Source organism: Variovorax sp. V116, from assembly GCF_041154435.1.
GTDB lineage: Bacteria > Pseudomonadota > Gammaproteobacteria > Burkholderiales > Burkholderiaceae_C > Variovorax > Variovorax paradoxus.
This window is the reverse complement of sequence record NZ_AP028661.1, coordinates 3,515,694-3,541,265: the sequence shown is the minus strand read 5'-3', so window position 1 is coordinate 3,541,265 and position 25,572 is coordinate 3,515,694. Positions and strand designations below refer to the sequence as shown.

Sequence of the window (25,572 nt, the reverse complement as noted above, 5' to 3'; positions counted from 1 at the left end):
CCCTCGCAGCACCCAGCGAACGCGCAAATCGGGATACTGTGCGCTGCCAAATTCCACCCGGCAGGAGACAAGACGCATGAGAACAAGACACCTGCGCCCCACGTCGCGGCGTTCGTTAGGTCAAAGGCATTCCATTGGCGCCACGGCGCTCGCGGCCCTGGTGCTCGCGGGTTGCGCATCCGGACCACCCGATGTGCAGACGCCGCCGCGCGCGCCGTCGTCCTTCGCGGTGCCCGGCCTGGAGAAGCCCGCCGAGGTGCTGATCGACCGCTGGGGCGTGCCGCATCTCTACGCCGGCACGCTCTACGACGCCTTCGTTGCGCAGGGCTTCATTGCCGCGCGCGACCGGCTCTGGCAGATGGATCTCTGGCGCAAGCGCGGCCTTGGCGAGATGGCCAAGGACTTCGGCCCCGCCTGGGTCGAGAGCGACCGCGCCGCGCGTGCCGTGCTCTACCGCGGCGACATGTACCGCGAATGGCTGGCCTACGGCTCCGATGCCAAGCGCGTGGCCGAGGCCTTCACGGCCGGCGTCAACGCCTATGTGGCGCAGGTGCGTGCGCAGCCGGCGCTGCTGCCGAAGGAGTTCGCGCTGCTGGGCTACCAGCCGTCGACCTGGTCGGCCGAGGACGTGGTGCGCATCCGCCATCACGGCCTCACGCTCAACTTCACGTCCGAGATCGACCGGGCGCGCGCCTTCTGTGCCGGCGGCCAGGGCATCAAGGCCGACTGGCTGCGCCGCGAGCTCGATCCACCGGTCACGCCCAAGGTGCCCGTGGGGTTCGACCCCTGCACCCTGCCGGCGGCCGAACTGCGCGCGGCCTACCTGCGCGCCACCGAGCCGCCGCGCTTCACCAAGGACAACACACGGCTTGCCGGGGCGGCGACCGCGTCCGCGCTCCTGCAGCCCGGCAGCGCCGAAGCTGCAGCACGCAGTGCCGAGGAGGAGAAAGAGCGGCAGCAGGCACTGCAAGGCGATCCGACGGCCGCCTATGGCAGCAACAACTGGGTCATCGCGCCGAAGCTCACCGCCACCGGGCGCCCGATCCTTGCCAACGATCCGCACCGCGCCCACGGCGCGCCGAGCCTGCGCTACATGGCGCATCTCAGCGCGCCCGGCATGGACGCGATCGGCGCCGGCGAACCCTTCCTGCCGGGCCTCTCGATCGGCCACAACGGCACCATCGCCTTCGGCCTCACGCGCTTCTACATGGACCAGGAAGACCTGTACGTGTACCAGCTCAATCCCCGGAACCCGAACGAGTACCGCTACCAGGGCCGATGGGAGCCGATGACCCGCGTCACGGAGCGCATTGCCGTGCGCGGCGAGAGCGCGCCGCGCGAGGTGGTCAACACCTTCACGCGGCACGGCCCGGTGCTGCTGTCCGAGCCCGGCAAGCGGCGCGCCTTCGCGCTGCGGGCCGCGTGGCTGGAGCCTGGCATGGCGCCGTACTTCGGTTCGATGGACTACATGCGCGCGCAGAACTGGGACCAGTTCCGCGCCGCCATGAACCGCTGGGGCGCACCCGGCGAGAACCAGGTCTATGCCGACCGCAACGGCAACGTCGGCTGGATACCGGGCGGCCTCACGCCGATCCGCCCCAACTGGGACGGCCTCATGCCGGTGCCGGGCGATGGCCGCTACGAGTGGTCGGGCTTTCGCAACGGCGACGAACTGCCCTCGGAGTTCAACCCCGCGCGCGGCTACGTCGTGACCGCGAACGAGAACAACATCCCGCCCGACCATCCGGCCGCGAAGAAGGGCATCGGCTACGAATGGAGCGACGGTGCGCGTGCGCGCCGCCTCAAGGAGCTGTTCGAGAAAAAGGCCGCCTCGGGTTCGCGCTTCACGCTCGAGGATTCGGAGCGCATGCAGAACGACATCGTCGCCACGCCGGCCCAGCGCCTGCTCAAGCTCCTGGCCGGCCTGCGCAGCGACGATGCCCGCACGGCCGCCGGCTTGCGGCTGTTGCAAGGCTGGGACGGCACCATGGACCGCGACAGCGCCGCCGCTGCGCTGTACGAAGTGTGGAACGCCAAGACGCTGCGCGCGGCGGTGCTCAAGGCCGGTGCCGGCGAAGCCGCGGCCTCGCTGGCAGCACCCGGGGACAACACGCGCATGCTGCTGCTGCTGGAGAACCCCTTCGGCTGGGTGAGCGATGCACAGCGCGATGCGCTCTTGCTCGAAACCCTGCCGCCCGCGATGCAGGAGCTCACGGCCAAGCTCGGGCCCGACATGTCGGCGTGGAAGTGGGGCGCGCTGCACCGCGCGGAGTTCCGCCATCCGCTCGGCGGCGTGGTCGATGCGGCCACGCGCAAGAAGCTGGAAGTCGGCGACTGGCCGATGTCGGGCTCGGCGTTCACGCCGATGGCGGCCAGCTACCGCGCCAATGACTACAAGCTCACGTCGGGAGCTTCGTTCCGGATGGTGCTGGACGTGGGGAATTGGGATGCCTCGCGGGCGATCAATACGCCGGGGCAGTCGGGGGATCCGGACAGTCCGCACTATCGGGATCTGGCGCCGCTCTGGCTCGAGGGGAAGTATGTGCCGCTGGTTTATAGCCGGGGGGCGGTGGAGAGGGAGACGGTGGAGAGGGTTCGGTTGATGCCTTCTTTGCCTTAGGTTTTTTGGGGTTCGGGGGCCGGGTCTCGCCCCGGCGGGCGACTTACTTTCTTTTGCTTCGCCAAAAGAAAGTAAGCAAAGAAAAGGCGACCCCACTGTCTGCGACCCTTCGCTGCGCTACGGGCAACCTGCGGTGCTCGCGTTTCGCGGGGTCTCGCAGAACTCGCCTTCGGCTCAAACAGCTGCGAGCCCTGATCCGCGAAACGCTGCGCTCCTCGGCGCATACAGAGGGGAGGGCAAACCACACGGGCCTTTGCTTCGCTCGGCCACCAAGCCACCGCAGGCGCGTAGCGCCTGCGGTGGTTGATATTGAGTTGGGCTGTTGGTCTTGGGGCCGAGCGAGAGCGAAGGCCGCCCGCTCCCACCCCTTCTGTATGCGCCGAGGAGCGCAGATGGAGGCGGGATCAGGGCCGCAGCTGTTTGAGGTTCTATGTTTTTTGCAAGTCAGTTTTAGGGATCAATCGAGCTGGATCGAACACCTCGTTGCCCTTCCAGATAGCGAATGCCACGCGCAACAGCTTGCGCCCAAGAATCATCAGCGCCGCGGTGGTCGCGAAGCCCTTGGCACGGATCGACTGGTACAGCGGCTTGAGGGCCTTGCTGTGACTCGCGGCGAAGCCCGCCAGATACATCTGCCGGCGCAGCAGCGGTGGGCCCTTCTTGCTCAGGCGACGTCGCCCGCGTTTGGTGCCGGAGTCGTTGGGGCGTGGGTCCAGGCCGCTGTAGGCCACCAGTGCATCTGCGTTGGCGAAGTCGAAGCGGCTCAGCAGCGTGGCGAGCAACGCCGAAGTCTGCGGGCCGATGCCGGTGATCGTGCGCAGACGCTCGCATCCCTGGGCCATCTGCGCATCGCTGGCGATCAACGCTTGGACCTGCTGGTCCATCGACTGCAGCAAGGCGTCGAATGCCGCCTGCAGTTTTGCAGTCTCGATGCCCTTCGTATCGATTCCTGTGAAGACCTGGCGCAAGGCCGATCGATGCGTGGCCACCTGGGCTCGGCGCGCGAGCAGATCCTGCAACCGTTGCTGCAACGAGCTGCCAGGTTGCCAGGGGTGCAGCCGGGCACGATGCTCGACGAGATACCGGGCAATCACCCCGGCGTCCACGCCATCGGTCTTGGCCCGGGTGCCCAAGGCACGCGCGTAGAAGTAGACGTCGCGCGCATTGAGCACATAGACCTTCAATCCGGCCTGGCTTGCCAGGTGCGCCAACAGAGTGTGATAGCGGCCCGTGGACTCCATGGCGATGAGCGCATGCGCCGGAATCGCTCGAAGCCAGTTCGAGATACTCACAGCGTCGTTGGCGACACTGCACGGTCGTCGCTCTGGTCCCATGGCGATGACCAGCTCGGCCTTGGACACATCCACGCCGATGCACAGGGTGGGCTCTTGCATGACAACACCTCCGATTGGACAATTTGTCGTGTCGGGGTGCAGCCCACCTGCCACGTTGGCTTGCCTTCAGATCGGTGGTCGTTGCACCGCCAGGTGCAGCGCCGCTCAGTTCCTGATCGACGTTGGAAGGTGGGGCGGGAGAAATCTCAAAACTGTCGGTCCGCTGCCGCGGCCGAATCCGAAGCGAGTCCCTCCACCCCGACACCCAAACATACAAGCGAAGCGAGTTCTGCGGACCCCCGCCGGAATCGAGCACCGCAGGTTTCCCGTAGCGAAGCGGAGGGACGCAGACAGTAGGGGTCGCCTTTTCTTTGCTTACTTTCTTTTGGCGAAGCAAAAGAAAGTGAGTCGCCCGCCGGGGCGAGACCCGGCCCCGAAACCAAACCTCTACCAATCCTCCTTCACAGCCAAAACAACATCCCTCCCCGCAGCAGCCCGCCCCGCCAGCCACGCAGTGACCGTCCCCGCGGCAACCACGGCAGCGCAGAGCACCAGCAGCCGTCCCCAGGGCACCAGCAGATCCATCGTCCAGTGAAAGCTCTGTGGATTGACCACCTTCACCAGCACCACCGACACCGCGAGCCCGAGCAGGAGCCCCGCCACGGCGCCGATCGCGGTCCACGCCGCGCCTTCACCGGCCACCACCGCCAGCACCTGCCGCCGCGTGAAGCCCAGGTGCGCGAGCAGTCCGAACTCCTTGCGCCGCGCCAGCACCTGCGCGCTGAAGCTCGCGGCAATGCCGAACAGGCCGATGGCAATGGCCACGGCCTGCAGCCAGTAGGTCACCGCAAAGCTGCGGTCGAAGATGCGCAGCGAGGTGGCGCGGATCTGTCCGACCGACGAGATCTCGACGTTCGTCGCAGTCGAATCGGAGCCGCCGCGGGCCGCCAGCTCGCGCACCGCGGCCTGCACCGCGCCCTCGGACGTGCCGGGCGCGAGCCACAGTGACACGTCGCTCACGTTGCGTTCGCCCGTCAGGCGCTCGAAGTCGCGCGCGTCCATCGTGATGGCGCCGAACTGCCGCGCATAGTCGCGCCACACGCCCGCGACGAAGAACGCAGTTGGGGCGGCGTTCGTGGTGGCCAATGCCGACGACAGCGGCGTGAACAGCGAACCCGGCTTCGCGCCATACAGCTCGACCATCGGTTCGCTCACGTAGATGCCGACCTGGCCGGCGGGCACCGGCAGCGCGGGGCCCACGAGCGGCAGCGCCTGTGAGGCGCCGCCCTCGAGGCTTCGCGCGATCAGCGTGACCGCGGGTTGTGCGGGGTCGAGCTGCAGCGAGCGGGTTCGCAGCGTACCGATGCGTTCCACGCCCGGCAGCCGTGCCAGCGCCTGCACGAAGGCTGGCGCGAAGGTGGCCGTGTCGCTGCTGCTCTGGGTGCCCGAATTGCCGGAGCGGCCGCTCGAGGTGGCACGAACATAGAGGTCGGCCGGCAGCACCACGTCGAGCCAATGCGTAACCGAATCGCGAAAGCTCGCCACCATCACCGTGAGCGCCACTGCAAGGCTCAGGCTCGCGACCACGCCGCTCACCGCCACGGCCGCGGTGCCGCGCATGCGCCGTGCGCGCTCGATGGCCAGCATCGGCAGCACGCGCTCTGCGAACACAGGCGCGACGCGGTCGTACAGCAGCGCAATGAGCCAGGGCAGCGCGGTGATGCCGCCCACCAGCAGGCAGCCCACCGAGAGATACGCCGCTATCGGAATGCCGCCGACAGCCGGCATGTTGGCCAGTGCCGCGCTGGCGGCAATGAGGCCGAGCGCGGGCCAGTGGCTGCGGCTCTGCACGGGTGCGGCGCCCAGGCCCTTGAGCGTTTGCGCTTCGGGCAGCGCCTGCGCCGCGCGCGCGGGCCACCAGCCACCCACCAGCGCCGCGAGCACGCCGAGCCCGCCGTACAGCAGCGCCGAGCCGCTGCTCCAGTGCAGCGTGGGCGCCACGCCCTCGAAGTAGCCGCCGCCCAGGTCGCCGCCGAGCACGCGCAACGCGAAGGCCGCGAGCGCCGTGCCCAGCGCAAGGCCGGCGGCGCTCCCGATCAGGCCCAGCACCAGCGATTCGACCAGCACCAGGCGCAAGCGCTCGCGCGGCGTCAGGCCCAGCACACCGAGCAGCGCGAACTGCTGCGCGCGCTTGGCCACGCTGAGCGCGAGCACCGAGAACACCAGGAAGGCCCCGGTGAAAAGCGCCACCAGCGCGAGCACCGTCAGGTTGACGCGGTAGGCGCGCGAGAGATTGCTCACGCGTTCGGCCGCATCGCCGGGCTCGGCAAACTGCAGGCCGGCAGGCCAGCCCGGTGAATGCTGCAGCGATGCAGTGAAGGCCGTGCGGTCGGTGCCGGGAGCGAGCTTCAGGTCGACGCGGCTGAGCTGGCCGAGCTTGTCGAACAGGTCCTGCGCGGCCCCGATGTCCAGCACCGCCAGCGCCGCGCCGCCGGCGGCGACGTGGCCTGCCACCTCGAGCCGCTGCCAGGCGCCGCCGCCCGTGCGCAGCTGCACCGTCTCCACGCGGCCTTCTGTTGCTTCGGCCGGGAGCCCGAGCGCGCTGCGCGCCGCCGCGTTGAGAAACACATGGCCCGGCGCGAGCATCGCAAAGCGCGCGGCGTTCCTGCCGGGCTGCGGCATCAGCGCCGGCGCGATGGTGGGCAGCGCCAGCGCATCGATGCCGATCACGCGCATCGGCAGCTGGCGTTCGCCGGCCAGCGCGAGCCCCTGGAATTCGAGCACCGGGCTCGCGAGCGCCACCTGCGGATGCTGCGCGAGCCGTGCAAACACCGCTTCGTCGAAGCTGCCCTGCACGGCGCGCACTTCGAGATCGGGCTGGCCGTTGACCGAGCGCACGGCGCTCGAGAATTCATCGAGCGCGGAAGCATTGATCAGCTGCACCGAGAACGCGAGCGCCACGCCCAGCATCACGGCCAGCACGGCCGCGGCGTTGCGCCAGGGATGGTGGCGCAGTTCCTGCCATGAGAAGGTGGAGAGCAAGGCACGCATGCCGCGATTGTGGCCGGCGCGCGCGAAGTTCCGCGGCCGTGGCACCATGGCGCCTCTTCGATGCCTGGGGAATTCCACGATGCGGCTTTCTTGCTCCGCCTTGGCCCGCCGATGGACGGCCGCCTGGCTTGCTGCCCTGCTGCCGGCCGCCGCCGCATGGACACAGCCGCTGCCCATCACCCTGGCCAGCGAACCCGCCGCCATCGCGAAGACGGCGCTGGGCGCCGAAAGGGGAACGCTGGTGGTCGGCGTGCTGCGCGGCGGCAACGCCGCCTATGGCATGGCGCACAACCCGGAGCCCGCTGCGGCGCCGCGCGCCATCGAGCCGAACAGCGCCGAGCAGCCGATGTTCGAGATCGGCTCCGTGACGAAGGTGTTCACGGGCCTGCTGCTGGCGCAGTCGGTGGAGCGTGGCGAGGTGAAGCTCGACGACACCGTGGGCCAGCTGCTCGCCGGCAGGCTGGCGTCGCCGCTCTCTCCCGCGGTGGCCTCCGTGACGCTGCGCCAACTCGTGACCCACACCGGCTGCATGCCCGTGATGGCCGATGGCGTGGCCGGCGGGCCCGCGCTGGCCGCGCAGTTCCGTGCCTTCGACAAGGCGGCGTTCTGGGATGCGCTGTCGCGCATCCGGCTCACGGCGCCGGCGCCGCCCTGCGAAGCGGCGTACAGCAATTTCGGGATGGCGCTGCTGGGCCAGGTCCTGGCCGAACGGCTCGGCACCACCTGGGGCGAGCTGGTGCGCGCGCGCATCACCGAGCCGCTGGGCATGAACGACACGGTGATCCAGCTCGGCGACAAGGCCTCGCGCATGGCACCGGCCTTTGCCGGCGACCGTCGCCAGCAGCTGCTCGACATAGCGGCCTATGCGCCGGCCAGCGCGCTGCGTTCCACGGCGGCCGACATGCTCACGCTGAGCCGCGCGATCCTCGCCGGCGCCAGCGGTCCGCTGGGCCCCGCGGCCGTGCGCATGCTCACGCCGCTCGCGCGCTACGAAGGCGCCGAGATCGGCTATGCGGTGATGGTGCGCGGCCCCGAGGGCGGCCGGCGCACCTACTACCACGCCGGCGTGACCGAGGGCTACCGCACGCTGTGGCTGCTTGCGCCCGACACCGCAGAAGCGCTGATCGTGCTCGGCAGCAATGCGCGCGCGTCGCTTCAGTCCGTGATGCTGGCCATCGGCAAGAGCCGCTATCCGGTGCCGACCGCCCCGGTGCCGATCGATCCGCAGCGCCTTGCGGACTACGAAGGCGAGTTCCGCATCAACAGGGCCAAGACGCTGGGCTTTGCGGTGCGCAGCGGCCGCCTGCTGGTGCGCGAGGCGGGCTGGGGCTACAACGCGCTCACGCCCATCGGCAGCGACCGCTTCGCGGTCACGGCCATCGGCGCCGAAGTCACTTTCCGGCGCGGCGAAGGCAACGCGGTGGTCGGCGTGACGCTGGCGCAGGGCGGCAGCCGGCTCGATGCGCAGAGGATGGGCGAGGCGGTGGCCGCTCCGCAGGATTGACCGCTCCGGCGCCAGAAGATCAAAGCCGTTCCGACATTGCGTTGAGGTAGGCGCGCACGGCGGCGTTGCTGCTGAGGCCGATCGCGCGGTCGTAGGCCTGGCGTGCCGCGGCGCGCGCACCGCCGGCTGCGAGCAGGTGCGCGCGGGCGGCCCAGAACGGCTGGTAGCTTTGCACCTCGGCCGCCGGCATGGCCTCCAGCGCGCGCAGGCCGACGTCGGGGCCGCGCGCATTGGCCAGTGCGCAGGCCAGGCTGACCTGGGCACCGATGCTGGGCCGCAGCGCCAGCAGTCCTTCATAGAGCGACACCAGCACTTCGGGCGGCACGGGCGCACCCACACGGCGCTCGCAATGGGCCGACTGGATGGCGGCCTCCAGCTGGTAGGGGCCGAGCGATTTCATCTCCGAGGCCCGGCGCAGGCAGCGTTCGGCCTCCGCGAGCAGGTCGGGGTTCCAGCGCAGCGGGTCCTGCTGGTCGAGCGGCACGTAGGCGCCGGCCTCGCTGCGCCGGGCCGCGGCGCGGCTTTCGCAGAAGAGCATCAGCGCGAGCAGGCCCAGCGGCTCGGGCTCATCGGGCATCAGGCTGCACAGGATGCGGCCGAGGTCGATGGCCTCGGCGGTGAGGCCGCGCGGCAGGGCGTCGGCGCCGTCGACGTCGTCCCAGCCGGTGCCGTAGGCGGCGTAGATGCCGCCCTGCACGTCCTGCAGCCGCTGCGGAAGTTCGCGCGCCTGCGGGTACTCGAAGGGAATGCCAGCGGCCCGGATGCGTGCCTTGGCCCGCACCAGCCGCTGGCCCAGCGTGGAAGGCGCGGTGAGAAAGGCACCGGCCATGCGGGCCGCGTCGAGCCCGAGCACGGTCTGCAGCATCAGCGGCGCGCGCGCCGCCGCATCGATGGCCGGATGCGCGCAGACGAACATCAGGCGCAGCCGCTCGTCGGGCACGGCCGCGCCCTCAGGGGCGTCGTCCATCTCGCCGGCCAAGAGCAGCAGCGACTGCGTCGCATCGTCCTGCACGCGGCTGTGGCGCCAGGCGTCGAGCTTGCGGTGCCGCGCCACGCTCAGCAGCCAGGCCTCGGGCTGTGCGGGAATGCCGTCGGCCGGCCAGCGCTCCAGTGCGCGCGCGAAGGCCTCGGCGAGCGCATCTTCCGATGCGGCGATGTCGTGCGTGCGCGCGGACAGGATGGCCAGCAGGCGGCCGTACGACTCGCGCGCCGCACGTTCGGCGGCCTGGTGAGCCGCCGGGTGGTTCACGGTGTGGCCGCCGCGATGGCCGTGGCCGCGAAGACCGGCCGCACCTCCACGCCCCCGCTGGCCGCGCAGGGCGCGCGGGCCGCCCATTCGAGCGCGGCATCGAGGTCCGGCACGTCCACCACGAAGTAGCCGCCGAGCTGCTCCTTGGTATCGGCAAAGGGGCCGTCCTGCACCTGGCGCTTGTCGCCGCGCACGCGCAGCGTGGTGCCGGTCATCGGCGGCAGGAGGCCGTGCCCGCCGAGCGAAATGCCCGACTGGCGCACCGCATCGGCATACGCCACCCAGCTGGCCCGGTAGGCCTGCGAGGACGCGTCGTTCCGCTGTTCGAATTCGGCCGCGGGCTGATAGAACATCAACATGTACTGCATGGTGTCTCTCCATCGTGGAAAAGAGGCTGAGCAGGATCGCTCACCACAATGACGGCCCGCAGCCGGTCATTTCGACACGGCGTCCGTGTCGAGCAGATGATTTTTTACGCGATTGCCGTTCGGCGCAACGGTTGCGCTACCTAGGCTTTCAGGCCGCCTTGGCCTGCGCGGCGGGGGCGAACATGGCCTCCATCTCGCTTCGCAGCCGATAGGCGGAGGTCGAGGTGTCCATGGCCACGTCGGCCCAGCAGAGGCTCTGGCCCTTCTTCACCGGTCGCACCAGCTTGACGCTGTGCGCGAGCCCGAGGGGCAGCCCGCCCAGGCCGAGCGAGCGCTCGGCCGGCAGCAGCTTGCCCCAGACGGTGTAGCCGCCTTCGCCGTCGAGCATTTCGCCGGGAGCGAGGTCGCGCTTGGCCGTGGCCACCACGTCGGCGTTCCAGCAGGTGGCCACGCCGGTCGGCTCGCCGCGCAAGGCAACGCTGGCCACCGACATGCCGACCTCCAGGCCGATCAGGTGCCAGCGCTTGTAGAGCGTGAAGTAGCGCCCGCTCGGGTCGGTGTGGGCGTTGTATTCCTCGAAGCAGTTCTTGATGTAGTCGGTCTCGGCCTCGACCGTGACCCACACGCCCATGCGGATGTCGTAGGGGATCTTTCGCCCGTTGGCCTCGAGCGAGGAAATGACCTCGACCATGCCCTTGCGTTCGAGCACGCCGCCTTCGCTCCGGGGGCGCGTGACGAAGGGAATGTCCTCCACGCTCGCGGGCGGGTAGAGCAGGCCGTCCGAAGGCACGGTGAGCCCGGTGGCGTTGGCCACCGCCGAGCTTTCGATGGACGGCTTGGAGCCGTCGAGAAAGCTGTTGAACATCTTCGGATTGAGGCCGCCGCGCAGCGCCTGTTCGGGCGTCAGGCCGTAGTTGCCCCAGACGGTCTCGGGCGTCGATTCGGTGAAGTGCGGCAGCCACTTGTGGCCGCGTCCGGCCGCGACCACCGGAAAGCCGCAGGTGCGCGCCCAGTCGACCAGGTCGCAGATCAGCGCGGGCTGGTCGCCGAAGGCCAGTGAATAGACCACGCCGGCCTGCTGCGCGCGGCGCGCGAGCAGCGGGCCGCAGAAGGCATCGGCCTCGACCGTCACGTTGACCACGTGCTTGCCATGCGCAAACGCATCCAGGCAATGCTCGACGGCCGCCACCGGGTTGCCGGTGCACTCGACCACGATGTCGATGGCGGGTTCGCGCGTCACGGCCTGCCAGTCGTCGGTGATCCAGGTGCTGCCCGTCTTCAGGGCTTCCTGCACCGAACCCGCCGCGGCGCGCTCCGGGTTCCAGCCCACGCGCTCGAGGTTGGCGCGCGCCGCCGCGGGCGAGAGGTCGGCAATCGCCACCAGCTGAACGCCGGGCGTGCGCGGAATCTGCGCGAGGTACATCGAGCCGAACTTGCCGGCGCCGATCAGGCCGATGCGGATGGGGCGGCCTTCGGCGGCGCGCTGCTGCAGGCGGGCGTAGAGACTCATGGCGTCAGGCCTCCGCGGTGTCGAGGACTTCGAGCGAGGTCTGCAGGGCACTCTCGGGCAGTCCGTTCTTCCACGGCACCTCGACCGGGTAGGGCTTGAGCAGGCAGTCGTCGGGCAGCAGCTCGATGGGCGCGAAGTTTCTGTGCGCGATGTACTCGGGCCGCTTGTGGCGCCGGATGTGGTTGCTGACAGCGCACAGGCTCAGGTACACCGCCACACGGTTGAACGGCGAAAGATTGCTGCCCGAGGCATGCACGAGGCAGCTGTGGAACAGGATCATCGAGCCGGCGGGCCCCTTGGGCGAGACGATGCCTCCATGCTTGCCGCCAGCGCGGTCCACCAGCTGCCGGATCAGGTCGTTGTCCACCGTCCACAGCGGATAGCTGGTGGTCGTGAGGTCGTGCTTCGCATCCACCACGCCCTTGCGGTGGCTGCCCGGAATGAACATCAGCGGGCCGTTGTGCTCGTTCACCTCGTCCAGGAAGATCGCGACGTTCATTGCGCGCTCGGTGGGCATCAGGTCGTCGTTGAGCCAGGTGCCGTAGTCCTGGTGCCACTGCCATACGTCGCCTTCGAACGCCATCTTGCCGTTGATCTTGAACTGGTGCATGTAGACCTCTTCGCCGAAGAGGTCCATCACCGGCTCCACCATGCGCGGATGGCGCGCGAGCCGCGCGAAGGGCTCGCTGATCAGGTGCGCGGCAAAGTTGGTGCGCACCGCATCCGAGCCCTTCTCGCGCACGTTGAAGGCCGCGCGCTTGCTGTACAGGTCGGGCACCGCATCGGTCAGCGCCCTGGTTTCTTCGGGCGAGAAATGGCCGGGAAAGAACAGGTAGCCGTCGCGCTCGAACTGCGCGCGTTGCTCGGGGGTCAACTTCATGCCTTGTCTCCTTTGCGGGTGGGGGTGGTGGATGCGGTGCGCGCGAGCTGCTGCGCGAGCCGCCGGCCCAGTGCCTCGCTGGCCCGGGCGACGTGTTCCTCGCTCAGCTGCGCGGCGCGCTGCGCATGGCCGGCCGCAATGGCGGCGGCGATGGCTTCGTGCTCGTCCCAGAGCGTCTCGCGCTGCGGCTCGGCCTGCAGCACCGCACCCATCGCGCGGCGCAGGTGGCGCCAGTGCTGACCGGCGCTCTGGCCGATCAGCGGATTGCCCGAGGCCTCGTAGATGGCCTGGTGGAAGGCCAGGTCGGCATCGATCATGGCTTCGACATTGCGCCCGCGCGCCGCACGGCGGCCACGCTCCAGCAGCCTGGGGTCGATGCGAAAGCGCTGTGCGGCCGCGAGCCGCGCGGCCAGCACGTCGAGCGCGCCGCGCACCTGGTAGACCTTGCGCATCCAGTCGGCATCGAGCGGCGCCACCAGCACGCCGCGGCCGGGCGCATCGTGCACGAAACCGTCCTTCTTGAGCAGGCGTAGCGCCTGCAGCACGGGCTGGCGTGACACCGACAGGCGCTGCGCGATGTCTTCCTGCGTGATCCGCTCGCCAGGCGCCAGCGCGCCGCTGCTGATGGCGCCGAGCAGGGCGCGGTAGACCTGGTCGACGAGGTCGGGCGCGGCTTCGATGCTGACGAGCTGGGCGGGCATGGATGGCTTTCCTTGAACTCTGTATACAGAGTACGGAATCCGGAGCCGCCGCGTATCCCGGGTTTTTACCCATGGGGGCTGCAAAAGAAGGTAACCCGCCGCTAAGCTCGGCCCATGCAACTACCTACCTACGACGACGTCATCGCCGCGGCCGCGCGGCTCAAGGGCCACGCCCACCGCACGCCTGTGCTGCAATCGCAGACGGCCGACGAGCGCTGGGGCGCCAGCTTCTTCTTCAAGTGCGAGAACTTCCAGCGCATGGGTGCCTTCAAGTTCCGCGGTGCGTTCAATGCGCTGTCGAAGTTCGACGCCGCGCAGCGCAAGGGCGGCGTGATCGCGTTCTCTTCGGGCAACCATGCGCAGGCCATTGCGCTGTCGGCCCGGCTCTTGTCGATGCCGGCCGTGATCGTCATGCCCAAGGACGCGCCCGCGGCCAAGGTTGCGGCCACGAAGGGCTACGGCGCCGAAGTGGTGATGTACGACCGCTTCACCGAAGACCGCGAGGCGCTCACGAAGCGGCTCGCACAGGAACGCGGCATGACGATGATCCCGCCCTACGACCACCCGGACGTGCTCGCGGGGCAGGGCACGGCGGTGAAGGAACTCATCGAGGAGACCGGTCCGCTCGACCAGCTGTTCGTGTGCCTGGGCGGCGGCGGGCTGCTGTCGGGTTCGGCGCTGTCGGCGCGCGCGCTGGCGCCCGGTTGCAAGGTCTACGGCGTGGAGCCCGAGGCGGGCAACGACGGCCAGCAATCATTGCGCGCGGGAAAGATCGTGCACATCGAAACGCCCAAGACCATTGCCGACGGCGCGCAGACGCAGCACCTGGGGCAGTACACCTTCGGCATCATCAAGCGCGACGTGGACGACATCTTCACCGTGACCGACCCGCAGCTCGTCGATGCAATGCGCTTCTTTGCCGAGCGCATGAAGACCGTGGTGGAGCCGACCGGCTGCCTCGCCTTTGCGGGCGCCATTGCTGCGGGCAAGGCCATCGCGGGCCAGCGCATCGGCATCGTGGTCAGCGGCGGCAACGTCGACCTCTCGCGCTACGCGGCGCTGCTCGCGTAGCCCGCTCAGGCGCGGATTCCCTCGGCCGTGAGGTGCAGCAGGCGGTCCGCACGGGCTGCCGCGCTCTCGGAATGCGTCACCAGCACCAGCGAAGCGCCGTGCTCGCGCGTCTGGCCGATCAGCAGTTCCATCACCTTCGAAGCGGTGCCGGGGTCGAGGTTGCCGGTGGGCTCGTCGGCCAGCAGCAGGGCGGGCCGGTGCACCAGCGCGCGCGCGATGGCCACGCGCTGCAGCTGGCCGCCAGAGAGCGTCTGCGGCAGCCGCGCGCCCATGCCGGGCAGGCCCACCGCATCGAGCATGTGCGCGACGCGGCCTTCATCGCGCTTGCCGCCCAGCAGCATCAGCGGCAGCGAGACGTTCTGCGCCACGTCCAGGTGCGGCAGCACGTGGAAAGCCTGGAACACGAAGCCCACGTGGCGCCGGCGCCAGAGCGCGCAGGCTTCGCCGTCGAGCGTGCCGATGTCGATGCCGCCGTGCGTGACCGTACCCGCGTCCCAGCTGTCGAGCCCGGCCATGCAGTTGAGCAGCGTCGACTTGCCGACGCCCGATTCGCCGACGATGGCGACGAACTCGCCGGGCTCGACGCCGAGCGTCACGTTCTCGAAGACGGGCACGTCGCCGTAGTGCTTGGCGAGCCCCGAGATGCGTAGCGTCATGCGGTGGTGCCTGCGATGCGTTGAACAGCGGTCTGCAACGCGCCGGGCGCGTCGCAGGCGATGACGGTGCGCGCCGGCATGCTGCGCAGCCAGGTGATCTGCCGCTTGGCGAGCTGGCGCGTGGCCGCGATGCCGCGCTCGCGCAGCGTGCCGACGGCCTTGGCATCGGGCTGCGCGCCGCCGCATGCGTCGAGCATTTCCCAGGCCTGCCGGTAGCCCACGCAGCGCATCGAGGGAAGCTCGGTGGAAAGATCGCCGCGTGCGCGCAGCGCCCTGACCTCGTCGAGGAAGCCGGCGGCCAGCATGGCGTCGAAGCGCTCGGCAATGCGCGCATGCAGCCAGGCGCGGTCGGCGGGTTCGAGCGAGAACAGCGCGCCGCCGGCCAATCCCTTCACTGCCTTGTCTCTCTCGCCGGCATGAAAGCTCGACAAGGGCTGCCCGCTGCTTTCCCATACCTCGAGCGCACGCTGGATGCGCTGGCTGTCCTGCGGCGCCAGGCGCGCCGCGGTCACGGGGTCGACCTTGGCGAGCCGCGCATGCATGGCGGGCCAGCCCAGCGCGGCGGCTTCGGCGTCGATGCGCGCGCGCACGGCGGCATCGGCGGCGGGCATGGCGTCGATGCCGTCGAACAGCGCCTTGAAGTAGAGCATGGTGCCGCCCACCAGCAGCGGCAAGGCGCCGCGCGCGCGGATCTCGCCGATGAGCCGTGTCGCGTCGGCCACGAAGGCGGCGGCGCTGTAGCTTTCGCGCGGATCGAGGATGTCGATCAGGTGGTGCGGCACGGCGGCCTGCTCGGCCCGGCTGGGCTTGGCGGTGCCGATGTCCATGCCGCGATAGACCAGCGCCGAATCGACGCTGACGATCTCCACCGGGCGCACCCGCGCCAGCGCGAGCGCCACCGCCGTCTTGCCGGAGGCGGTCGGCCCCGCGAGCGCGATGTATGTCGGGTTTTCAGGAAGGGCGGAGGCGGCAGCGGAGGGCGGCATAAGCGCCCGAGGGTAACAACAAAACCGGAAGCTTCAGATCGCCTGCGCGCTGGCGCTGGCCTTGCCGCGCGCTTCCTGCGGCAGGGCGGGCGAATCGGTGCGCGGGGACGCCGGTGCGGCCGGCAGCGATGGCGTGCCGCGCAGCACCGGCGTGCCTTCCCCTTGGCGCGAAGCCAGCGTGGTCTCGGGCTTCATGCGGAACAGCTGCGAGAGCGCCGAGCGGTACTGCGCCTCGCCGATCGAATTGGTGTTGTGGTGCGATCCACCCTCCACCAGCACGAAGAGCTTGGGCACGGTGGCCGCGTTGTAGAGTTTGCGGCCCAGCGTGGGGTTGATCAGGCTGTCGGCGGTGCCATGCACCACCAGCAGCGGCGCGCCGATGTCCTTGACGCGGTTGATGGCCTCGAAGCGCTGCGTGATGAACGGGCCGAACGGCAGCCAGCCCCACTTGAAGCCGCTCACCACGTCGGCAATGGAGGTGAAGGTGCTTTCGACGATGGTGCCGCTCTCGTCGTTGACGCTGGCGGCCAGGTCGATGCCGATGGCGCCGCCCAGCGAGTGGCCGAAGATGTAGCGGTGCTGCCGCGGATGCCGGGCCGCGAGCCAGGTCCAGGCGGCGCGCGCGTCCTCGCGCGCCGATTCTTCCGAGGGCAGTCCCTTGGAGCTCTTGCCGAAGCCGCGGTAGTCGATGGCCAGCACCGAGAAGCCCAACTCGTGCATGCGCTGGATGCGCGGCGCCGATCCGGCCACGTTGTAGCGGGCGCCGTGCAGGTACAGCATGACCGGACGGTCGGTGGTCTCGGGCTCGCCGCCGAGCCAGAGGCCGTGAAGGCGGGCGGATTCGCCGGTGATGGAGGACTGGAAGTCGATCCAGACGTCCTGCATGCCCTCGGTCATGGTCGCGGTGTTGCCCCAGCTGCGGTCGCTGGGTTGGAAGATCCACTCGCGCTGCTGTTCGTCGAATGTGGAGCAGCCGGCGGCCAGGAGGGCGCACAGCGAAAGAACGGAGGCAAGGAGGGACCAGCGTTTCATGGACTAGAGGGACAGCGAAGCCGGCGGAAAGTTCATGCTCGAGCAAGGAGCGCGCCGACACTGCGCCCCAGCACTTCCCCCCAAGCGCCCTCAAGTGGCACTTTGTTCTACATATGCAACGCCCGTGCCCGCTTCGCGGATGACCTCCAAAAACTCCGGAAAAACCCTCAAAATGCCCCGATTTGCTATCTGCCGCGCATAAAAAGCGCGTCCAGCTCCCGAATCGACAGCTGCCGCCAGGTCGGACGGCCATGGTTGCACTGGTCCGAACGCTCGGTGGCTTCCATTTGACGTAATAAAGCGTTCATTTCGTCGATCGTGAGCCTGCGGTTGGCCCGCACCGCACCATGGCAGGCCATGGTCGAGAGCAATTCGTTCTGCGCCCGCTGCACCACGGTGCTGGCGTCGTGCTGCGCCAGTTCGGCCAATACGCTGCGCGCAAGCTCCACCGGATCGCCATCGGCCAGGGTGCCCGGCACCGCACGCACCGCAAGGGTGCGCGGCGAAAACGGCGTGATTTCCAGCCCCAGCGTGGGCAGCACCGCGGCGCAGGCCTCGGCGGTGGCCACTTCCTGGGGCGTGGCCGCGAAGGTGGCCGGGATCAGCAGCGGCTGGCTCGTGATGGCGGCGCCGTCGAGCTGGGTCTTGAGCCGCTCGTAGACGATGCGTTCGTGCGCCGCGTGCATGTCGACCACGATCAGGCCCTGGCTGTTCTCGGCCAGGATATAGATGCCCTGCAGCTGCGCCAGCGCGCGGCCCAGGGGCCAGGCTTGCTCATTGGTGGACAGGGCGCCAGGAGCCGTCGATTCGGCCGGCAGCCCGGCGGGGGCCCGGAACGCTGCGGGCGCCGCTTCGGCAGCGGGCCAGGGGGAAGCGCCGGATCCGGGGTTCGAGGCGCCGGTCCGCTGGGGCCACAGGGCCTCGAAATCGCCGGCGCCGCGCTCCGCCGCCACGAAATTGATGCCCGGCTGGGCCCAGGCTGCACCCGACGCGGGCACGTTCGGTTTGAAAAAGGGTTGCTGCGGCGCCGCGGGCGTGACGGCATCGCCCGCGCGCGGTGCCGCAAGCGCGTTCTCGATCGCATGGCGCACCGCCTGGTGCACCTCGCGGCCATCGCGAAAACGCACCTCGATCTTGGTCGGATGCACGTTCACGTCGACGCGCGACGGATCGATTTCGAGGTACAGCGCATACACGGGCTGGCGCTGGCCGTGCAGCACGTCTTCGTAGGCGCTGCGCACGGCATGCGAGAGCACCTTGTCGCGCACGAAGCGGCCGTTGACATAGAAGAACTGCTGGTCGGCGCGCGAGCGGGCCGCATCCGGAATGCCGGCACGGCCGGCCACGCGAACCGCGCCGCCCATGTACTCGACGGCCACGCTCTGCGCCACGAAGTCGTCGCTGAGCGCGTCGGCCAGGCGCTGCTCGCGCCGGTCGGCGGCGCGCCACTGTTCCATCAGCTTGCCGTCGTGCCACACCGAAAAGCCGACCTCCGGCCGCGCCAGCGCATGGCGGCGCACGGCCTCGATGCAGTGGGCCAGTTCGGTGGCGTCGGTCTTCAGGAACTTGCGCCGCGCGGGGGTCGCGAAGAAAAGCTCGCGCACCTCGACCGTGGTGCCGACGGCACGGGCCACCGGCCGCAGTTCGCCGGTGCGGCCGTCGAGCGCAAAGGCGCCGTCGGCACCCGCAAAGCGCGAAAGAATGCTGAGCTCCGCAATGGCGTTGATGGCCGCGAGCGCCTCGCCGCGAAAGCCCATGGTGCCCACGGTCTCGAGATCGTTCAGGCTCGCGATCTTGCTGGTGGCATGGCGGCGCAGTGCCACCGTGAGTTCTTCGCGCGGAATGCCCTGACCGTCGTCCTCCACCGAGATCAGCCGCACGCCGCCCGAGGCCAGCCGCACCGTGACCTGGCGCGCGCCGGCGTCCAGCGCGTTGTCGAGCAGTTCGCGCACCACGGAGGCCGGGCGTTCGACCACTTCGCCCGCGGCGATCTGGCTGATCAGCTCGTCGGGAAGTTCGCGGATCGGACGGCGCTGGAGGGACGGAATGGAAGAGGGAAGGGCGCTCACGCGAGCATTCTAGAAGCCGGGTTGCCCCCGCCGCGCCGCTGCCCGCGGGAGCCCTTTCAGCCTGGCATCAGCGTGTCAGGCCGCCAGGTACATCGGGCTGCTGGCGCCAGAACAGGTCTGGATGTATCGACCTGTCATCTTGGATCTCCGAATTCGTCATGGGACGTCATGCGGCGCGCAGCAAGGATAATCCGCGACCATGGAAATCATCAGCTTTCTCGTCGACTTCATCCTGCACGTCGACAAACACCTCGAGGCCTTCGTCGTTGCTTATGGTCCCTGGGTCTATGCGCTGCTCTTCCTGATCGTGTTCGTGGAGACAGGCGCGGTGGTGATGCCTTTCCTGCCCGGCGACTCGCTGCTCTTCATCGTGGGCGCGCTGTGCGGCGTGGGGCTCATGAGCTTTCCGCTGGCCTGCGCAGTGCTCATTGCGGCGGCCATCCTGGGCGACCAGTGCAACTACAGCATCGGCCGCTACTTCGGGCCCAAGGTGTTCAAGTGGGAGGACTCGCGCTTCTTCAACCGCAAGGCCTTCGACCAGGCCCATGCCTTCTACGAGCGCTATGGCGGCATCACGATCATCCTTGCGCGCTTCATGCCCTTCATTCGCACCTTCGCGCCCTTCGTGGCCGGCGTGGCCGAAATGAGCCGCGCGAAGTTCACCATGTTCAATGTGGTGGGCGGGCTGATCTGGGTGCTGGGCATCGCGACGGCGGGCTACTTCTTCGGCAACCTGCCGTTCGTTCGCGAGCATCTCGACAAGATCATCTGGGCGCTGATCTTCGTGCCGGGCCTGATCGCGATCTTCGGTGCCTGGCGCGCATCGCGTGCAGAGAAGGCGCGCGCGCAGCTGCCTTCGAAGGCTTGATCGGCACCGGAAAAAAAAAGCGCGCCAGTGATGGCGCGCTCGAGCAGAGAGAGAGTCAGGATTGGTAAAAGGTCAGTAGTTCGGGCCGTTGCGCGGGTAATAGGTGTTCGGCGGATAGGCGCGCTGGCTCTCGTAGTAGTTGCGCTCGTCGACGCTGCGGCCCACCTGGTTGCCGATCACGCCGCCAATGGCCGCGCCGCCCAGGGTACTGCCGGTGTTGCCGCCGATGGCGTGGCCCACGGCCGCACCGCCGAGCGCGCCGATGCCGGTGCCCAGGTTCTGGTTGGGGCCGGACGCGCAGCCGGCCAGCGCCATGACCGCGCCTGCCGCTGCAGCGGAAATCCAGATTCGTGCCTTCATCATCATGGTGTCCACCTTTCTAGAGTGATGGAGCCATGATGGACAAAAGGCGCCGGTCCCCCGTGTAGGAGCCTGCCGCGCCTGCCTGTGCGTTGCCACGGGCCGGCCCGCGTGGGACGGCACGGCGCGCGCGGGCTCAGAGCTGGCGGCTGCGCGCGAGCGGCGGGTTCTGCGCAAAGTAGCGCTGGATGCCGCGCATCAGCGCATCGGAAAGGTTTTCCTGGTAGCTGACGCTGCGCAGGTTGGCTTCTTCTTCGGGGTTGCTGATGAACGCCGTTTCGACCAGCACGCTCGGGATATCGGGTGCCTTGAGCACCGCGAAGCCGGCCTGCTCGACCGAGGGCTTGTGCAGCCGCGCGCCGATGCCGCGGATCTCGCCGAGCATGGCGCCGCCGAGCTTGAGGCTGTCGTTGATCTGCGCCGTGGTGCTCATGTCGAGCAGCGCGCGCTGCACCTGCACTTCGTGGTTCCCCACGTTCACGCCGCCGACCTTGTCGGCTTCGTTTTCCTTGTTGGCGAGCCAGCGCGCGGCGCTGCTCGAGGCGCCGCTCTGGCTCAGCGCAAAGACGCTCGCGCCGCGCGCGGCGGGCGTGGTGAATGCATCGGCATGGATGCTCACGAAGAGGTCGGCCTGCACGCGCCGCGCCTTCTGCACGCGCACACCCAGCGGCACGAAAAAATCGGCGTCACGCGTGAGAAACGCGCGCATCGGGTTGCCGTTGACGCTGCTCGCGTTGATGCGGTCGCGCAGGCGATGCGCGATCTGCAGCACGATGTCTTTTTCGCGCGTGCCGTTGGGGCCGATGGCGCCCGGGTCTTCGCCGCCATGGCCGGGATCGAGCGCCACGATGATGATGCGGTCGGTGCGGCTCGCGGTGGCGCTGCCGCGCGCGGACGCGAGGGGCGCGGGAGGCGCCACGGGTACGGCAGGCGCAATGGGCGGCGCGGGTGGCACGACGGGGCCGGGCCGCGTCGACTGCTGCGCCATCAGCTCGCCCAGCGGATCGGGTGCGGGCCCGGCCGCCGTGGCCGGCGGGCGGGCGGGAGATGGCGCGATGCTGCCGGGCGCGGGGATCGGCGCTGGCACGTTGGGCGACGGCCGCACGAGGATCGGCGGCCCGCCGTCGGGCGCGAGGCCCGAGGAGGGCGCGGCCGGCGGCGGCACCGACGGTGCGCTTGCCACGGCACCGTTGCTGCCGCCGGCGCTGCTGCCGCGCGGCGCTTCGCGCAGGCGCTCGGTGATCAGCGCTTCCATCGGGTCGATGGCTTTTTCGGGGTAGAGGTCGAGCACCAGCCGGTGCTTGTACGCGGCAATGGGCGCCAGCGAGAACACCTGCGGCACCACGGCCTGCTTGAGGTCGAACACGATCCGCACCACCTTGGGTGCGTTCTGGCCGACGCGCAGGCCGTTGATGTACGGGTCGCCCGGCTTGATCTTGCCGACCAGGTCGCGCAGCTCGGGGTTGAGATCGATGCCTTCGATGTCCACCGCCAGCCGCGGCGGACTGCCGACCACCAGCTGCTGCGAATGCAGCCGCGCATCGGATTCGATGGTCACGCGCGTGTAGTCGGCCGCGGGCCACACGCGCACTGCGAGGATGGTGGCGCCGCGCGCGATCTGGTGCACGCCGAGCATCAGCGCGATGCTGCCGCCCTGCAGCAGCACGCGCCGCTTGAGGCCGGTGGCCTTCATGCGCCGAGCTGCGTCAGCAGGGTGCTGCCGCGGGGAGTGTTCGCCAGGAGGGTCACGCTGCGTGTGTCGTCTGTCATTGCTTCTATTTTAATAGCGAGGTCGGCAATTGGTGTGCGGCCGGCAGCGTTCTCTGGCCACTCCGCGAGCTTGAGGCCCGGACCCGCGAAAATGTCACGGAAGCCGGCGTCGTCCCACTCGCGCGGATCGTTGAAGCGGTAGAAATCGAAATGGAAGATGGCCAGGCCGTCGGGCGCTTCGTGCGGCTCGACCACGGCATAGGTCGGGCTCTTGATGCGGCCCTCGATGCCGAGCGCGCGCAGCAGGTGGCGCACGAAGGTGGTCTTGCCGGCGCCGAGGTCGCCGTGCAGCGCAATGAAGGCATCGCGCAGCGCGGGCGAGGCCGCGAGTGCGCGCGCGAAGGCGTCGGTGTCTTCTTCGCTGCGCCAGTGCAGCGTGCGGCCGGCGTTCTTCGGCGTTTCTACAATCGGCAAGTGATCGTCAGCCATCCACTCGTTGCTCGTATTCAGGCATTGGCCCGGGAACTCGGATTCTCCCAAATCGGAATCGCGGGCGTCGATTTATCGAGCGCCGAGGAAGGTCTGATGCAATGGCTGGCCCATGGGTTCCATGGCGAGATGAAATACATGGCAACGCACGGCACGCGCCGCGCGCGGCCGGCCGAGCTGGTGCCGGGCACGGTGAGCGTCATCACGGCGCGCATGGACTACCTGCCGCGCGGCACGCCGCTCGACGATTGGCAGGCCGTGGAGTTCGATCGCCTCTCGCGGCCCGGCGAAGCCATCGTCTCGGTCTATGCGCGCGGCCGCGACTATCACAAGGTGATGCGTGCGCGGCTGGCCCGGCTGGCCGAGCGCATCGCCGAGGAAGTGGGCCCGTTCGGCCACCGCGCCTTCACCGATTCGGCGCCGGTGCTCGAAGCCGAGCTTGCATCCCGCAGCGGCCAGGGCTGGCGCGGCAAGCACACGCTGGTGCTGGACCGCAGCGCGGGCTCGATGTTCTTCCTGGGCGAGATCTACGTCGACATGGCGCTGCCCGAAAGCGAGCCGGTCACCGCGCACTGCGGCAGCTGCAGCGCCTGCATCGACGTGTGCCCGACCAAGGCGATCGTCGCGCCATACCGGCTCGATGCGCGGCGCTGCATTTCGTACCTCACCATCGAGCACGGCGGGCCGATTCCGCTGGAGCTTCGGCCGCTGATGGGCAACCGCATCTACGGCTGCGACGACTGCCAGCTGATCTGCCCCTGGAACAAGTTTGCGAAGAAGAGCGCGCTGCCCGACTTCGATGCGCGCGAGGGGCTCACCGGCCAGTCGCTGGCCGCGCTCTTTGCCTGGAGCGAAGAGGAATTTCTGCGCTTCACCGAAGGCAGCCCGATCCGCCGCATCGGCCATGAACGCTGGCTGCGCAACATCGCCGTGGCCCTTGGCAACGCACTGCGCGCGGGCGAAAGCGGCGCCGCAGAGGCCCTGGCCACGCGTGCCTCGGACCCGAGCGAACTGGTGCGCGAGCACGTGGCGTGGGCGCTGGCGCAGCGCCCCGAAACGCCGAACGCGTCCTAGCGCGGCAGCGCCAGCGCAAACGGCAGGCTCAGCACGCCCAGCAGCGTCGACAGGGTCACGAGGCCCGCCACGTACGGTCCGTTGTAGCCCATGCGCGCCGCCAGCACATAGGCGCTCGAGGCCGTGGGCACGGCGGAAAACGCCATCAGCACCGAGGCCTGCGTCGCGTCCAGCCGCAGCGCGAGCGACAGGCCCCATGCCACCAGCGGCAGGAACAGGTGCCGTATGGACAGCACCGACACCGCGAGCACCTTGCCGCGCCCCAGCGTGGCGAACTGCATGCCCGCGCCCGCGGCCAGCAGGCCGAGCGCGAGCGATGCGGCGCCGATGCGCGTGAGCGTGGGCGTGGCCCAGTTCGGCACGGTGAAGCCCAGCACGTTGGCCAGCAACCCGGCCAGCGTGGCGACGATCAGCGGATTGCGCACCAGCTGCCGCGCGAAGCCGCTCTCGGCATGCCGCGCCATCGGCCAGACGGCCGCGATGTTGAACATCGGCACGCACACGCCGATCAGCACCGCAATCAGCAGCAGGCCCTGCGCACCGGCCAGCCGCTCGGCGAGCGCCAGGCAGATGAAGGAGTTGAAGCGGAACCCGATCTGCGCGCTCGCCGCATGGTCGCGACGGTCGACGTGCGAACCGAGGCCGGGCACGAACGGCAGCGCGTAGGCCATCGCGATGCCGCACAAGCCGATGCCCACGCCTGCGGTGAGCAGGCTCGAGGTGGCGGCAAAGTCGAGCGGGCTGCGCACGATCGAGTGGAACAGCAGCACAGGAAATAGAAAGTAGTAGACCAGGCTTTCGACCTGGTCCCACACGCGGCGGTCGAGCGCCGTGTAGCGGCAAAGAAGCCAGCCGATGGCGATGAGCGAAAAATCCGGAAAGAGCAGCTGTGCGAAGTTCACCGCTTCGAGCATAAACCGTGGCGGACCATGGGTAATCCACAGCATGAGCGCGGTGCGAAGCCGCTAGCATCCGGGGCTTTGGTTTTTCGACATCAACCATTCAATCAAGGAGTTATAGATGCAACGTCGTCAATGGGGCGCCATGGTGGGAGCCGCCGCGCTGGTCGCGGCCGCGGGCCAGAGCTTCGCGCAGGGCTATCCGAACAAGCCGGTCGAGCTGAGCGTGCCCTTTGCACCGGGCGGCACGACCGACATCGTGGCGCGCGTGATTTCCGACCCGCTCGGCAAGGTGCTGGGCCAGCCGGTGGTGGTGATCAACCGCGCGGGCGGCGGCGGCATCGTGGGCGCAGCCGAAACGGCGCGCGCCACGCCCGATGGCTACAAGCTCGGCGTTGCCACGGTGTCGAGCACGGCGGCCAATCCGGCCATCAACCCCAAGGTGCCGTACGACCCGATCAACGACTTCACGCCGATCATCAACATTGCGGCCACGCCCAACATCATTGCGGTCAACCCGAGCTTCCCGGCCAAAAACTATGCGGAGTTCGTGGCCGAGCTCAAGAAGAACCCCGGAAAGTACTCGTACGCCTCGTCGGGCACCGGCGGCATCGGCCACCTGCTGATGGAGCTCTACAAGAGCCTCACCAACACCTTCGTCACGCACATTCCCTACCGCGGCGCGGGCCCGGCGCTCAACGACGTGGTGGCCGGCCAGGTGCCGATCATGTTCGACAACATCCCGTCGGCCATGCCCTTCATCCAGAGCGGCCGGCTGGTTCCGATCGTGGTGTCGGCGCCGCAGCGCCTGGCCGCGCTGCCCAACGTGCCCACCTTCAAGGAAGTGGGGCTCGAGCCGGTCAACCGCATGGCCTACTACGGCATCCTCGGCCCCAAGGGCCTGCCGAAGGAAGTGGTCGACAAGGTCAGCGCCGGCGTGAAGAAGGCGGTGGAAGACCCGGCCGTGAAGAAGCGCATCGAGGACACCGGTTCGCTGATCGTCGCCAACACGCCCGAGCAGTTCGCCGCGCAGATCAAGGCCGAATACGAGGTCTACAAGCAGGTGGTGGTGAAGCAGAAGCTCAAGCTCGACTGAGCCGCTTTTTCCTTCCGCAAAGCCGCCCGCGCCACGGGCGGCTTT

At 69.0% G+C, this 25,572-nt stretch carries 21 protein-coding genes; 6 read left to right on the top strand and 15 right to left on the bottom strand.

What is annotated here, in order from left to right; all coding sequences use genetic code 11:
- Window positions 1–76: 76 nt before the first annotated feature.
- A complete protein-coding gene (locus tag ACAM58_RS16855; RefSeq protein ID WP_369663130.1) occupies window positions 77–2,620 on the top strand; it encodes a penicillin acylase family protein in 2,544 nt (847 codons plus the stop codon).
- A 428-nt stretch (window positions 2,621–3,048) separates the two neighbouring features.
- Here ACAM58_RS16855 and ACAM58_RS16850 read toward each other — a convergent pair whose 3' ends face one another.
- Together ACAM58_RS16850 and ACAM58_RS16845 are read right to left on the bottom strand one after the other, a co-directional pair.
- Entirely contained in the window at window positions 3,049–4,014 is a 966-nt protein-coding gene (locus tag ACAM58_RS16850) for an IS110 family transposase (protein WP_369663129.1), read from the bottom strand.
- A gap of 387 nt (window positions 4,015–4,401) precedes the next feature.
- Complete coding sequence (locus tag ACAM58_RS16845; RefSeq protein WP_369663128.1) at window positions 4,402–7,005, bottom strand: FtsX-like permease family protein; 2,604 nt, start codon at window positions 7,003–7,005, stop codon at window positions 4,402–4,404.
- A gap of 100 nt (window positions 7,006–7,105) precedes the next feature.
- Here ACAM58_RS16845 and ACAM58_RS16840 point away from each other — a divergent pair, with 100 nt between their 5' ends.
- Window positions 7,106–8,509 carry a serine hydrolase domain-containing protein gene (locus ACAM58_RS16840; RefSeq protein WP_369663127.1) on the top strand — a complete coding sequence of 468 codons (1,404 nt, stop codon included), beginning with the start codon at window positions 7,106–7,108 and terminating at the stop codon, window positions 8,507–8,509.
- A gap of 19 nt (window positions 8,510–8,528) precedes the next feature.
- Here ACAM58_RS16840 and ACAM58_RS16835 read toward each other — a convergent pair whose 3' ends face one another.
- The 5 genes from ACAM58_RS16835 to ACAM58_RS16815 all read right to left on the bottom strand — a co-directional run bounded on the left by ACAM58_RS16835 (window position 8,529) and on the right by ACAM58_RS16815 (window position 13,217).
- Window positions 8,529–9,758 carry an RNA polymerase sigma factor gene (locus ACAM58_RS16835; protein ID WP_278876029.1) on the bottom strand — a complete coding sequence of 410 codons (1,230 nt, stop codon included), beginning with the start codon at window positions 9,756–9,758 and terminating at the stop codon, window positions 8,529–8,531.
- Window positions 9,755–10,126 carry a YciI family protein gene (locus tag ACAM58_RS16830; RefSeq protein WP_369663126.1) on the bottom strand — a complete coding sequence of 124 codons (372 nt, stop codon included), beginning with the start codon at window positions 10,124–10,126 and terminating at the stop codon, window positions 9,755–9,757. Before ACAM58_RS16830 ends, ACAM58_RS16835 begins: the two co-directional genes overlap by 4 nt.
- 148 nt (window positions 10,127–10,274) lie before the next feature.
- Window positions 10,275–11,636, bottom strand: a complete 1,362-nt coding sequence (locus ACAM58_RS16825; RefSeq protein WP_369663125.1) for an NAD(P)H-dependent oxidoreductase — start codon at window positions 11,634–11,636, stop codon at window positions 10,275–10,277.
- Between the two features lie 4 nt (window positions 11,637–11,640).
- Window positions 11,641–12,516 (bottom strand): phytanoyl-CoA dioxygenase family protein, encoded by an 876-nt coding sequence (locus ACAM58_RS16820; protein ID WP_369663124.1) that lies wholly within the window; start codon window positions 12,514–12,516, stop codon window positions 11,641–11,643.
- Window positions 12,513–13,217, bottom strand: coding sequence for a GntR family transcriptional regulator (locus tag ACAM58_RS16815; protein ID WP_012748568.1), 705 nt, complete (start codon window positions 13,215–13,217; stop codon window positions 12,513–12,515). Before ACAM58_RS16815 ends, ACAM58_RS16820 begins: the two co-directional genes overlap by 4 nt.
- Window positions 13,218–13,331: 114 nt before the next feature.
- Between ACAM58_RS16815 and ACAM58_RS16810 the strand changes: the two genes are divergently transcribed.
- Entirely contained in the window at window positions 13,332–14,288 is a 957-nt protein-coding gene (locus ACAM58_RS16810; RefSeq protein ID WP_369663123.1) for a threo-3-hydroxy-L-aspartate ammonia-lyase, read from the top strand.
- Between the two features lie 5 nt (window positions 14,289–14,293).
- On the opposite strand, the gene ACAM58_RS16805 is transcribed toward ACAM58_RS16810, so the two are convergent.
- From ACAM58_RS16805 to mutL, 4 genes are all read right to left on the bottom strand, one after another.
- Window positions 14,294–14,944 carry an ABC transporter ATP-binding protein gene (locus ACAM58_RS16805; RefSeq protein WP_369663122.1) on the bottom strand — a complete coding sequence of 217 codons (651 nt, stop codon included), beginning with the start codon at window positions 14,942–14,944 and terminating at the stop codon, window positions 14,294–14,296.
- Entirely contained in the window at window positions 14,941–15,930 is a 990-nt protein-coding gene (gene miaA, locus ACAM58_RS16800) for a tRNA (adenosine(37)-N6)-dimethylallyltransferase MiaA (RefSeq protein ID WP_369663121.1), read from the bottom strand. Before miaA ends, ACAM58_RS16805 begins: the two co-directional genes overlap by 4 nt.
- A 33-nt stretch (window positions 15,931–15,963) precedes the next feature.
- Window positions 15,964–16,962 carry an alpha/beta hydrolase gene (locus ACAM58_RS16795; RefSeq protein WP_012748564.1) on the bottom strand — a complete coding sequence of 333 codons (999 nt, stop codon included), beginning with the start codon at window positions 16,960–16,962 and terminating at the stop codon, window positions 15,964–15,966.
- A gap of 185 nt (window positions 16,963–17,147) precedes the next feature.
- Complete coding sequence (mutL, locus tag ACAM58_RS16790; RefSeq protein ID WP_369663120.1) at window positions 17,148–19,031, bottom strand: DNA mismatch repair endonuclease MutL; 1,884 nt, start codon at window positions 19,029–19,031, stop codon at window positions 17,148–17,150.
- 199 nt (window positions 19,032–19,230) lie between these two features.
- On the opposite strand from mutL, the gene ACAM58_RS16785 reads away from it, so the two are divergent.
- On the top strand, window positions 19,231–19,899 hold the full coding sequence (locus ACAM58_RS16785; RefSeq protein WP_012748562.1) for a DedA family protein: 669 nt from the start codon (window positions 19,231–19,233) through the stop codon (window positions 19,897–19,899).
- Window positions 19,900–19,971: 72 nt separating this feature from the next.
- On the opposite strand, the gene ACAM58_RS16780 is transcribed toward ACAM58_RS16785, so the two are convergent.
- The 3 genes from ACAM58_RS16780 to tsaE all read right to left on the bottom strand — a co-directional run bounded on the left by ACAM58_RS16780 (window position 19,972) and on the right by tsaE (window position 22,458).
- Window positions 19,972–20,265: a glycine zipper domain-containing protein gene (locus ACAM58_RS16780; RefSeq protein ID WP_018905882.1), complete on the bottom strand. Its 294-nt coding sequence runs from the start codon at window positions 20,263–20,265 to the stop codon at window positions 19,972–19,974.
- A 130-nt stretch (window positions 20,266–20,395) separates the two neighbouring features.
- On the bottom strand, window positions 20,396–21,952 hold the full coding sequence (locus tag ACAM58_RS16775; protein ID WP_369663119.1) for an N-acetylmuramoyl-L-alanine amidase: 1,557 nt from the start codon (window positions 21,950–21,952) through the stop codon (window positions 20,396–20,398).
- Entirely contained in the window at window positions 21,949–22,458 is a 510-nt protein-coding gene (gene tsaE / locus ACAM58_RS16770) for a tRNA (adenosine(37)-N6)-threonylcarbamoyltransferase complex ATPase subunit type 1 TsaE (protein WP_369663118.1), read from the bottom strand. Before tsaE ends, ACAM58_RS16775 begins: the two co-directional genes overlap by 4 nt.
- Between tsaE and queG the strand changes: the two genes are divergently transcribed.
- Window positions 22,444–23,532: a tRNA epoxyqueuosine(34) reductase QueG gene (queG, locus tag ACAM58_RS16765; RefSeq protein WP_018905885.1), complete on the top strand. Its 1,089-nt coding sequence runs from the start codon at window positions 22,444–22,446 to the stop codon at window positions 23,530–23,532. The genes tsaE and queG overlap by 15 nt on opposite strands.
- Here the strand turns inward: queG and ACAM58_RS16760 are convergent.
- Window positions 23,529–24,446: an AEC family transporter gene (locus ACAM58_RS16760; protein WP_369663117.1), complete on the bottom strand. Its 918-nt coding sequence runs from the start codon at window positions 24,444–24,446 to the stop codon at window positions 23,529–23,531. The two genes, queG and ACAM58_RS16760, sit on opposite strands and share 4 nt — an antisense overlap.
- 106 nt (window positions 24,447–24,552) lie before the next feature.
- On the opposite strand from ACAM58_RS16760, the gene ACAM58_RS16755 reads away from it, so the two are divergent.
- The gene (locus ACAM58_RS16755; RefSeq protein WP_012748556.1) at window positions 24,553–25,527 is read left to right on the top strand and encodes a tripartite tricarboxylate transporter substrate binding protein BugE; all 975 of its coding nucleotides are present in this window, start codon (window positions 24,553–24,555) and stop codon (window positions 25,525–25,527) included.
- Window positions 25,528–25,572 lie beyond the last annotated feature (45 nt).

Bases quoted from the DNA above. Each gene is read 5' to 3' on its own strand.
- ACAM58_RS16855 (WP_369663130.1), top strand. From the start codon at position 77: ATGAGAACAAGACACCTGCGCCCCACGTCGCGGCGTTCGTTAGGTCAA.
- ACAM58_RS16850 (WP_369663129.1), bottom strand. From the start codon at position 4,014: ATGCAAGAGCCCACCCTGTGCATCGGCGTGGATGTGTCCAAGGCCGAG.
- ACAM58_RS16845 (WP_369663128.1), bottom strand. From the start codon at position 7,005: ATGCGTGCCTTGCTCTCCACCTTCTCATGGCAGGAACTGCGCCACCAT.
- ACAM58_RS16830 (WP_369663126.1), bottom strand. From the start codon at position 10,126: ATGCAGTACATGTTGATGTTCTATCAGCCCGCGGCCGAATTCGAACAG.
- ACAM58_RS16825 (WP_369663125.1), bottom strand. From the start codon at position 11,636: ATGAGTCTCTACGCCCGCCTGCAGCAGCGCGCCGCCGAAGGCCGCCCC.
- ACAM58_RS16820 (WP_369663124.1), bottom strand. From the start codon at position 12,516: ATGAAGTTGACCCCCGAGCAACGCGCGCAGTTCGAGCGCGACGGCTAC.
- ACAM58_RS16815 (WP_012748568.1), bottom strand. From the start codon at position 13,217: ATGCCCGCCCAGCTCGTCAGCATCGAAGCCGCGCCCGACCTCGTCGAC.
- ACAM58_RS16810 (WP_369663123.1), top strand. From the start codon at position 13,332: ATGCAACTACCTACCTACGACGACGTCATCGCCGCGGCCGCGCGGCTC.
- ACAM58_RS16805 (WP_369663122.1), bottom strand. From the start codon at position 14,944: ATGACGCTACGCATCTCGGGGCTCGCCAAGCACTACGGCGACGTGCCC.
- miaA (WP_369663121.1), bottom strand. From the start codon at position 15,930: ATGCCGCCCTCCGCTGCCGCCTCCGCCCTTCCTGAAAACCCGACATAC.
- ACAM58_RS16795 (WP_012748564.1), bottom strand. From the start codon at position 16,962: ATGAAACGCTGGTCCCTCCTTGCCTCCGTTCTTTCGCTGTGCGCCCTC.
- ACAM58_RS16785 (WP_012748562.1), top strand. From the start codon at position 19,231: ATGGAAATCATCAGCTTTCTCGTCGACTTCATCCTGCACGTCGACAAA.
- ACAM58_RS16780 (WP_018905882.1), bottom strand. From the start codon at position 20,265: ATGATGATGAAGGCACGAATCTGGATTTCCGCTGCAGCGGCAGGCGCG.
- ACAM58_RS16775 (WP_369663119.1), bottom strand. From the start codon at position 21,952: ATGAAGGCCACCGGCCTCAAGCGGCGCGTGCTGCTGCAGGGCGGCAGC.
- tsaE (WP_369663118.1), bottom strand. From the start codon at position 22,458: ATGGCTGACGATCACTTGCCGATTGTAGAAACGCCGAAGAACGCCGGC.
- ACAM58_RS16760 (WP_369663117.1), bottom strand. From the start codon at position 24,446: ATGCTCGAAGCGGTGAACTTCGCACAGCTGCTCTTTCCGGATTTTTCG.
- ACAM58_RS16755 (WP_012748556.1), top strand. From the start codon at position 24,553: ATGCAACGTCGTCAATGGGGCGCCATGGTGGGAGCCGCCGCGCTGGTC.